The organism is Streptomyces sp. SBT349, assembly GCF_001083795.1.
GTDB lineage: Bacteria > Actinomycetota > Actinomycetes > Streptomycetales > Streptomycetaceae > Streptomyces.
The window spans coordinates 1-6,383 of sequence record NZ_LAVK01000395.1 but is presented as its reverse complement, the minus strand read 5'-3'; the positions used below and the strand labels follow the sequence as shown (position 1 = coordinate 6,383).

The 6,383-nt window shown below is 74.4% G+C and carries 6 protein-coding genes; 2 read left to right on the top strand and 4 right to left on the bottom strand.

The window, feature by feature from the left end; all coding sequences use genetic code 11:
- Window positions 1-938: helix-turn-helix transcriptional regulator (locus tag ADY01_RS31065; protein ID WP_049580055.1), on the bottom strand; the 938-nt coding region annotated here is incomplete at its 3' end.
- A 189-nt stretch (window positions 939-1,127) separates the two neighbouring features.
- Between ADY01_RS31065 and ADY01_RS31060 the strand changes: the two genes are divergently transcribed.
- Window positions 1,128-2,750, top strand: a complete 1,623-nt coding sequence (locus ADY01_RS31060; RefSeq protein ID WP_049580056.1) for an N-acyl-D-amino-acid deacylase family protein — start codon at window positions 1,128-1,130, stop codon at window positions 2,748-2,750.
- Here the strand turns inward: ADY01_RS31060 and ADY01_RS31055 are convergent.
- The 3 genes from ADY01_RS31055 to ADY01_RS31045 form a co-directional block, all read right to left on the bottom strand.
- Window positions 2,726-3,112, bottom strand: a complete 387-nt coding sequence (locus ADY01_RS31055) for a PGPGW domain-containing protein (protein ID WP_420715759.1) — start codon at window positions 3,110-3,112, stop codon at window positions 2,726-2,728. The two genes, ADY01_RS31060 and ADY01_RS31055, sit on opposite strands and share 25 nt — an antisense overlap.
- A 137-nt stretch (window positions 3,113-3,249) precedes the next feature.
- On the bottom strand, window positions 3,250-4,260 hold the full coding sequence (locus ADY01_RS31050) for a hypothetical protein (RefSeq protein WP_049580053.1): 1,011 nt from the start codon (window positions 4,258-4,260) through the stop codon (window positions 3,250-3,252).
- Between the two features lie 122 nt (window positions 4,261-4,382).
- Complete coding sequence (locus ADY01_RS31045; RefSeq protein WP_049580052.1) at window positions 4,383-4,730, bottom strand: hypothetical protein; 348 nt, start codon at window positions 4,728-4,730, stop codon at window positions 4,383-4,385.
- A 197-nt stretch (window positions 4,731-4,927) separates the two neighbouring features.
- Between ADY01_RS31045 and ADY01_RS31040 the strand changes: the two genes are divergently transcribed.
- Complete coding sequence (locus ADY01_RS31040) at window positions 4,928-6,187, top strand: alanine racemase (RefSeq protein ID WP_049580051.1); 1,260 nt, start codon at window positions 4,928-4,930, stop codon at window positions 6,185-6,187.
- The last annotated feature ends 196 nt before the right edge of the window (window positions 6,188-6,383 follow it).

The window sequence follows — 6,383 nt, the reverse complement described above, 5'->3', positions numbered from 1 at the left end:
GGCGGGCGCAGGGCGGTCATCAGCTCCAGGCCGTTGACGGCGGTGGAGCCGCGCGGGGTCAGGACCCGGAGCGCGTAGGTGCCCAGTACCCAGGCGATGGCGGGCGGGTCCATCCGGTCCGTCCGGCCCCAGGCCCGTTCGTCCAGCGCCTCCCAGGGCAGCACCGCGAACTGCGCGCACTGCCGTCGTCCTCCGGCCTCCACGGGGCGGTAGACGCGGGCCCAGGGGCCGAACCCGCGGCGGGTGAGCTGCCAGCCGGCGGCGGTCAGGTCGCGGACGGCCGGGTGGTCCTCGCTCAGCCTCAGGCCCCGCCGGTCCGCCAACACGGCGGGAAGCCCGAGGTGTTCGGTGGCCGCCGCGGTCAGGACGATCAGCGGGTCGGCGTCGCGCCCGGCGCGGTGCAGCCGTTCCTGTCCGAGGCCCGCGTCCAGGGCCCAGTCGGCCAGTTGCGCGACGGTCGCCGCCGGGCACTGGAGCGTGCGGCCATCCGCCAGGTGCGCGATGCCGTCGCCGTCCAGGACCGCCAACGGTCCGGCCGGAAACCGCCCCCCGGCATCAACGGCTGGGATCGGGGCGGGGGCGGGGGGCGCCGTGGTCGTGGCGGCACGTGGCTTGCCCGGCCGCCGGGATACCGACGACGGCCTCGCGCTCGTGGGCGGTGTCCGGGGCCGGGGCGGCTCGACCGGTGCGGGGTAACGGGCGGCCCAGCCCTCCAGCAGGCGGATGTATGCCTGCAGACGTGGGGGGCGAGGCTCGGTGCGGCCCGCTTCCCAGGCGTTGACGGTCTCGCGTCGCGCTCTGAGCACTTCGGCGATGTCGCCCTGCGTCAGGCCCGCGGCCTCGCGCAGGCGGACCCGCTCAGCCGGTGGCGGCAGGCGCGGCTTGCCGCGGCTCAGCAGGTCATCGACCGCCGCGAACAGCTCGTCCTCGTTCGGCATGGTACCCACCTCTCGCCGCACACCGGCCCGAAACATACTGCAGAATTAACCCTGAAGCACATGGTCAAGCTCACCCTCGGAAGCTCGGTGTCGCGGGTCGGGGCGGACGCCACCAGGCGCCGGGATCCGGGCAGGCGGGGCATCATCATGGGACGACCGCGCCGGCGCATGCCAGGGAAGGAGACCGCGATGGCCGACCTGCTGATCCGCGGAGCGACCGTCGTCGACGGCACCGGCGGCCCCGGGTACCCGGCCGACGTGACCGTCACCGGCGGCGTGATCGAAGACGTCGGCGGACGCGCGCTGACCGGACGACGGGTGATCGACGCGACCGGACTCGTCCTCGCGCCCGGATTCATCGACATGCACGCCCACTCCGACCTCAGCCTGCTGACCGACCCCGACCACCTCGCCAAGGTGAGCCAGGGCGTGACCTGCGAAGTCCTCGGACAGGACGGCCTGTCCTACGCCCCGGTCGACGACACCACCCTCCCCCAGATCCGGCAGGCCATCGCCGGATGGAACGCGGACCCGCCCGGTTTCGACTGGAACTGGCGCAGCGTGGGCGGATACCTCGACCGCCTCGACCAGGGCATCGCGGTCAACGCCTGCTACCTGGCCCCCCAGGGAACCGTCCGCATGCTCGTCATGGGCTGGGACAACCGCCCGCCCACTCCCACCGAACTCGACCGGCAACGCGGGCACATCGCCACCGCCATGCTCGAAGGCGCCATCGGCATGTCCAGCGGCCTGACCTACCCACCAGGCATGTACGCCACCGACGCCGAACTCACCGCCCTGTGCCGCGTCGTAGCCGAACACGGCGGCTTCTACGCCCCCCACCACCGCTCCTACGGCGCCGGAACGCTGGAAGCCTACGCGGAGATGATCGACGTCACCCGCCGCGCGGGCTGCCCGCTCCACCTCACCCACGCCACCATGAACTTCCCCGTCAACCACGACCGCGCCCCCCACCTGCTGACCCTCCTCGACGCCGCGATCCAGGCGGGTCAGGACATCACCCTGGACACCTACCCCTACCTCTCCGGCTCCACGACCCTCGCCGCCCTGCTGCCCAGCTGGACCGCGGAGAACGGCCCCGCCGCCACCCTCGCCCACCTGCGCGACCCCGCCCGGCACCACCGGATCCGCCACGCCCTGGAGACGACCGGCAGCGACGGGTGCCACGGCGTGCCCGTCGACTGGGACACCATCCAGATCTCCGGCTCCCGCGACCCGGACACCATCGGCCACACCATCGCCGAACTCGCCGCCGCGTCCGGGCGTTCCCCGTTCGAGGTCTACCGCACACGCCTCCTGGACGACGAGCTGTCCACGACCATCCTCCAGCATGTCGGAAACGAGGAGAACGTCCGCGCCATCATGCGCCACCCGGCCCACACCGCGGGCAGCGACGGGATCCTCGCCACCGCCAGGCCGCACCCCCGCGCCTGGGGCACCTTCCCCCGTTACCTCGCGCACTACGTCCGCGACCTCGGCATCCTCGGCCTCGAAGAGTGCGTCGCCCGCTTCACCACCCGCGCCGCACGGAGACTCGGCCTCACCCGCCGCGGACGCGTCGCCCCCGGCCACCACGCCGACCTCACGCTCTTCGACCCCGGCACCGTCCGAGACACCGCGACCTACCGCCACCCCCGCCGGACACCCGAGGGAATCCCCCACGTCCTCGTCAACGGGACGCCCGTCATCGCCGAAGGCCGCCACACCGGCGCCCTCCCCGGCCACACCCTGCGGCACGACGCCCGGGGGACGAGCGGGACGGCGCGTCAGGAACGGCGCAGGCGCCGGTAGCTCCAGTACAGCAGCCCGGCCAGGACCACCCCGGAGAGGATCAGTCCCGAACCGGCGCTCCAGCCCCCGAGCGGGAGCCCCGGGACCACCCCCCACACCACGCCGGCCCCGACCAGCGCGAGGGCGACCACGACCGAACCGGCCACACGCCACCGCGACGACACGCTCTCCTCCGCCGCCACCGTGGCCCGCCCCTCCACCCACTCCACATAACGCGACAGGCCCGGGAACTCGCGCGCCAGGACCAGCAGCCCGGCCAGCACCAGCAACAGCCCCGGGCCCGGCAGGACCAGCAGGGCCACCCCGGCCAGAACCAGGACACCCCCGACCACCAGCGCCAACGCGCGTCTCAACGGACTCACACACGCCATACCGATCCTTCCCCGATCCTGACCACGTGCCCACCACACCATAAACACGGCCAAACAGGGGCAAGGGGCGCCAACCCGGCCGTACGGGTCCTGTGCGGGCGGAGCGGTCGCGGCTCGGGGCCGCCGGGCTAGCGGGGGCGTGCGCCGATCCGGCGCATCAGCTGTTCGACGGCGGCGAGCAGGTCCTCCAGGTCGAGGATCTGCGTCCGCAGCGGGGCCGGGAGGTGCTGGCGCTCCCATCGGGCCGTGGACTGACCGGCGGGTCTGCGCGCCCAGACCTGGTCCAGCTCGCCCGCCAGGGTCACGGCGGTGTCGAGGGCGGTGCGCGCCGAGGTGAGGACGGAGGCCAGGGGCCGGTCACCGGTGTGCGGCTCGTGCGAGGGCCGGGAGGCGACCGCGGTGAGAGACGCCTCGGCGCCGGCCAGGCTGCGCAGCCGGGGCAGCCAGCCGCCGCTCCGGCCGGAGGATCCCCGGGCGGGGGCGAGGCTCTGGAGCTGGGTGACCGCGAGGGTCTCGCCGGCGGCGGGGGTCCAGGCGCCCGTGGCCAGGGCGGTGATGGCGCGGTCGACCCGCGCGCGGGCGGTGTCGGCGTCGTTCCGCCAGGCCGGCGCGCTCCCGGGTGAGCCGGTGGCCCGCGCGGCCCGCACCCGGTCGCCCCACAGGGCGGGGGGCATGCCCGGTTCGGTGTCGGCCGGGTCGGGAACGTCGTCCCGGGCCGCGGCGGCGAGCTGCCGCCGTGCCACGTCCCGCGCCATGCGGGCCAGCGAGGCGCCGCGCCGCAGGATGCCGCGCCACCGGGGCGCCCAGCCGGGGGTGTCGGGCGGGTATGCCCCGGTGTGGAGCTGATGCACCCGCGCGGGGGCCAGGCGTTGGGCCACGTCCAGCAGCGGCGCGTCCTCCAGCGGCACGCCGTGTTCGGCCGCGCCGCGCCAGGCGGCGAGCGCCAGCAGGTCGGTCGCCAGGGCCCAGGTCCGGTGCTGCCGCCCCTCGGCGTGCGGGGCGTGGGTGGCGTGCCACGGGTCGAGCGGGACGCGGGGGCCGTGCTGCCCGGTCAGCACCCAGGCGGAGGTGCGGGCATAGCGCCACGCCTCGCCGCCGCTGCCGTACACGGCGGACTGCCACGCCTCCCACCCGCTCATCCCGGCCTCCCCCGTAAGGGCCGGCGCCCACCCGGTCCGGGGCGAACCTCGGCCATGCTCACGACGGTACAGACCAGAACCGACCGCGCATAGAACACCAATCGATTCGAATCACCCGGAACTCAGAGGTACTTCCAGTCGGAGCAGGAGCCCTTGTCCTCGCAGACGCGGAAGCGGGCGATGGCTGGCGAGTACTCCTCCTTGGGTCCCCACGTGCCGTCGTGTCCGTTGCCGTCCCACACCGAGACGTGCCTGCCGTCGGTGAGGTAGGCGTCGGCGTAGACGCCTCTGCCGTCGGTCTCACCGTCGTAGGCGCGCATCCAGTTGGACCCGGCCTCCGCCATGTTCGCGCCGACCTGGGCCGTGGCGGCCCAGGCGGTGGTGGCCGTCGTCAGGGCGAGCAGGGCGGCGGCTCCGGCGACGATCGCCGGCCGTGCCCACGGCCGTACCCACCTGGTCGCGGATCCCATGGTTCCTCCCGATACCTCGTGGTTCCACCGGGGTTGGTGGCTCTCCCGGGATCAACTGTGGCGGGCGGGATGGGCGCGGGTGGCGTTCCGTGCGGAAAACCCCCTCCACGAGTGAAGCCGGCGCACGGGTCCGGGCGAGCGCCCTCGGCGGGACCGGTGGTGTGCGCGTTGCGTAGGGTGCGGTGCGGAGGTGGGACATGAACGGCGGAATCGATGGCCAGGCGGTGTCTCGGATGCGGGAGGAGGTGCTCGACTGGCGGTTCAAGGCGGTGCCCGGCGAGGCGCATGGGCTGACGGTCGGCGAGTTCCTGGCGCGGCGGCCGGGGCTGGACCGGTTCGGGACGCCGCTGCTGACGCTGGACGCGGGGGCGTTGGAGCACAATGTCGCGCTGATGGCCCGGTGGACCGCGGAGGCCGGAGTGCTGCTGGCGCCGCACGGCAAGACCACCATGGCGCCCGCGCTGTGGCAGCGGCAACTGGCCGCCGGGGCGTGGGGGATCACGCTGGCCAACGTTCCGCAGCTGCGCGTGGCGCGCGCGTTCGGTGTCCGGCGGGTGGTGCTGGCGAACTCCCTGCTCGATCCCGCCGCGTTGGCGTGGATCGCGGCGGAGCTCGACCGCGACGCGGACTTCACGCTGGTGTGCTGGGTGGACTCGGTGCGTTCGGTGCGGCTCATGGATGACGCGCTCCGTGCGGCCGGGGCGGTTCGGCCGCTGGATGTCTGTGTGGAGCTCGGCGCGGCCGGGGGCCGTAGCGGGGTCCGGGACGACGGCGAGGCGCTGGACATCGGGCGGGCGGTGCGCGAGGCGCCGACGTTGAGGCTGGTGGGGACCGGCGGCTACGAGGGCGCGCTGGCCCATGACACGTCCACGGCGGGCCTGTCGGCGGTCGGCGCCTATCTGGAACGGCTGGCCGCGGTGCATGTGCGGCTTCCGCACGAGACCGACCGGCCGGTGGTCAGCGCGGGGGGCAGCGCCTACTTCGACCAGGTCGTCGACGCGCTCGGCGGGCTGGCTGCCGAGGGGTCCCGCGTGGTGCTGCGCAGCGGCGCGTATGTGGTCCACGACGACGGCTTCTACCGCTCGGTCTCCCCCTTCGCCCGGGGCGGGGGGACGCGGCTGAGGTCCGCGATGCACGGCTGGGCGCGGGTGGTGTCGGCGCCGGAGCCCGGCCTCGCGCTGCTTGACGCGGGCAAGCGGGATCTGTCGTTCGACAACGGGCTGCCCGAGCCGCAGGAGGTGCGGGGGCGCGGACGGGGACCGGTCGAGGGGGCGCGGATCACCGAACTCAACGACCAGCACGCGTTCTTGCGGGGTGCGGATGTCGAGGTGGGGCAGGTCGTGCGGCTGGGCCTGTCGCACCCTTGTACGGCGCTGGACAAGTGGACGTTGATCCCGGTGATCGAGGGTGCGGAGGGCGAGGAGGTCGTCGTGGATCTCGTCCGGACGTGGTTCTGACGGTCCTGAGGTTCCGACGGGCCTGACGGGTCCTCGGGCCGGTGGCCGTTCAGTGCCCTCGTGCCTCGGTGGCCGCCGGGCGGTGGCCGCCGGGCTCGGCGGCTCGGGCGTCCTCGGTGCCCAGGCCGGGGAGGTCGCGCGGTCGGCGGGGGTGGATATCCGCCCGGCGTCGTCGAGCGGGGAGGGGGCCTTCTCC

Excerpts from the sequence above, each read along its gene's own strand:
- ADY01_RS31060 (WP_049580056.1), top strand. The coding sequence starts at position 1,128 with ATGGCCGACCTGCTGATCCGCGGAGCGACCGTCGTCGACGGCACCGGC.
- ADY01_RS31050 (WP_049580053.1), bottom strand. The coding sequence starts at position 4,260 with ATGAGCGGGTGGGAGGCGTGGCAGTCCGCCGTGTACGGCAGCGGCGGC.
- ADY01_RS31045 (WP_049580052.1), bottom strand. The coding sequence starts at position 4,730 with ATGGGATCCGCGACCAGGTGGGTACGGCCGTGGGCACGGCCGGCGATC.
- ADY01_RS31040 (WP_049580051.1), top strand. The coding sequence starts at position 4,928 with ATGAACGGCGGAATCGATGGCCAGGCGGTGTCTCGGATGCGGGAGGAG.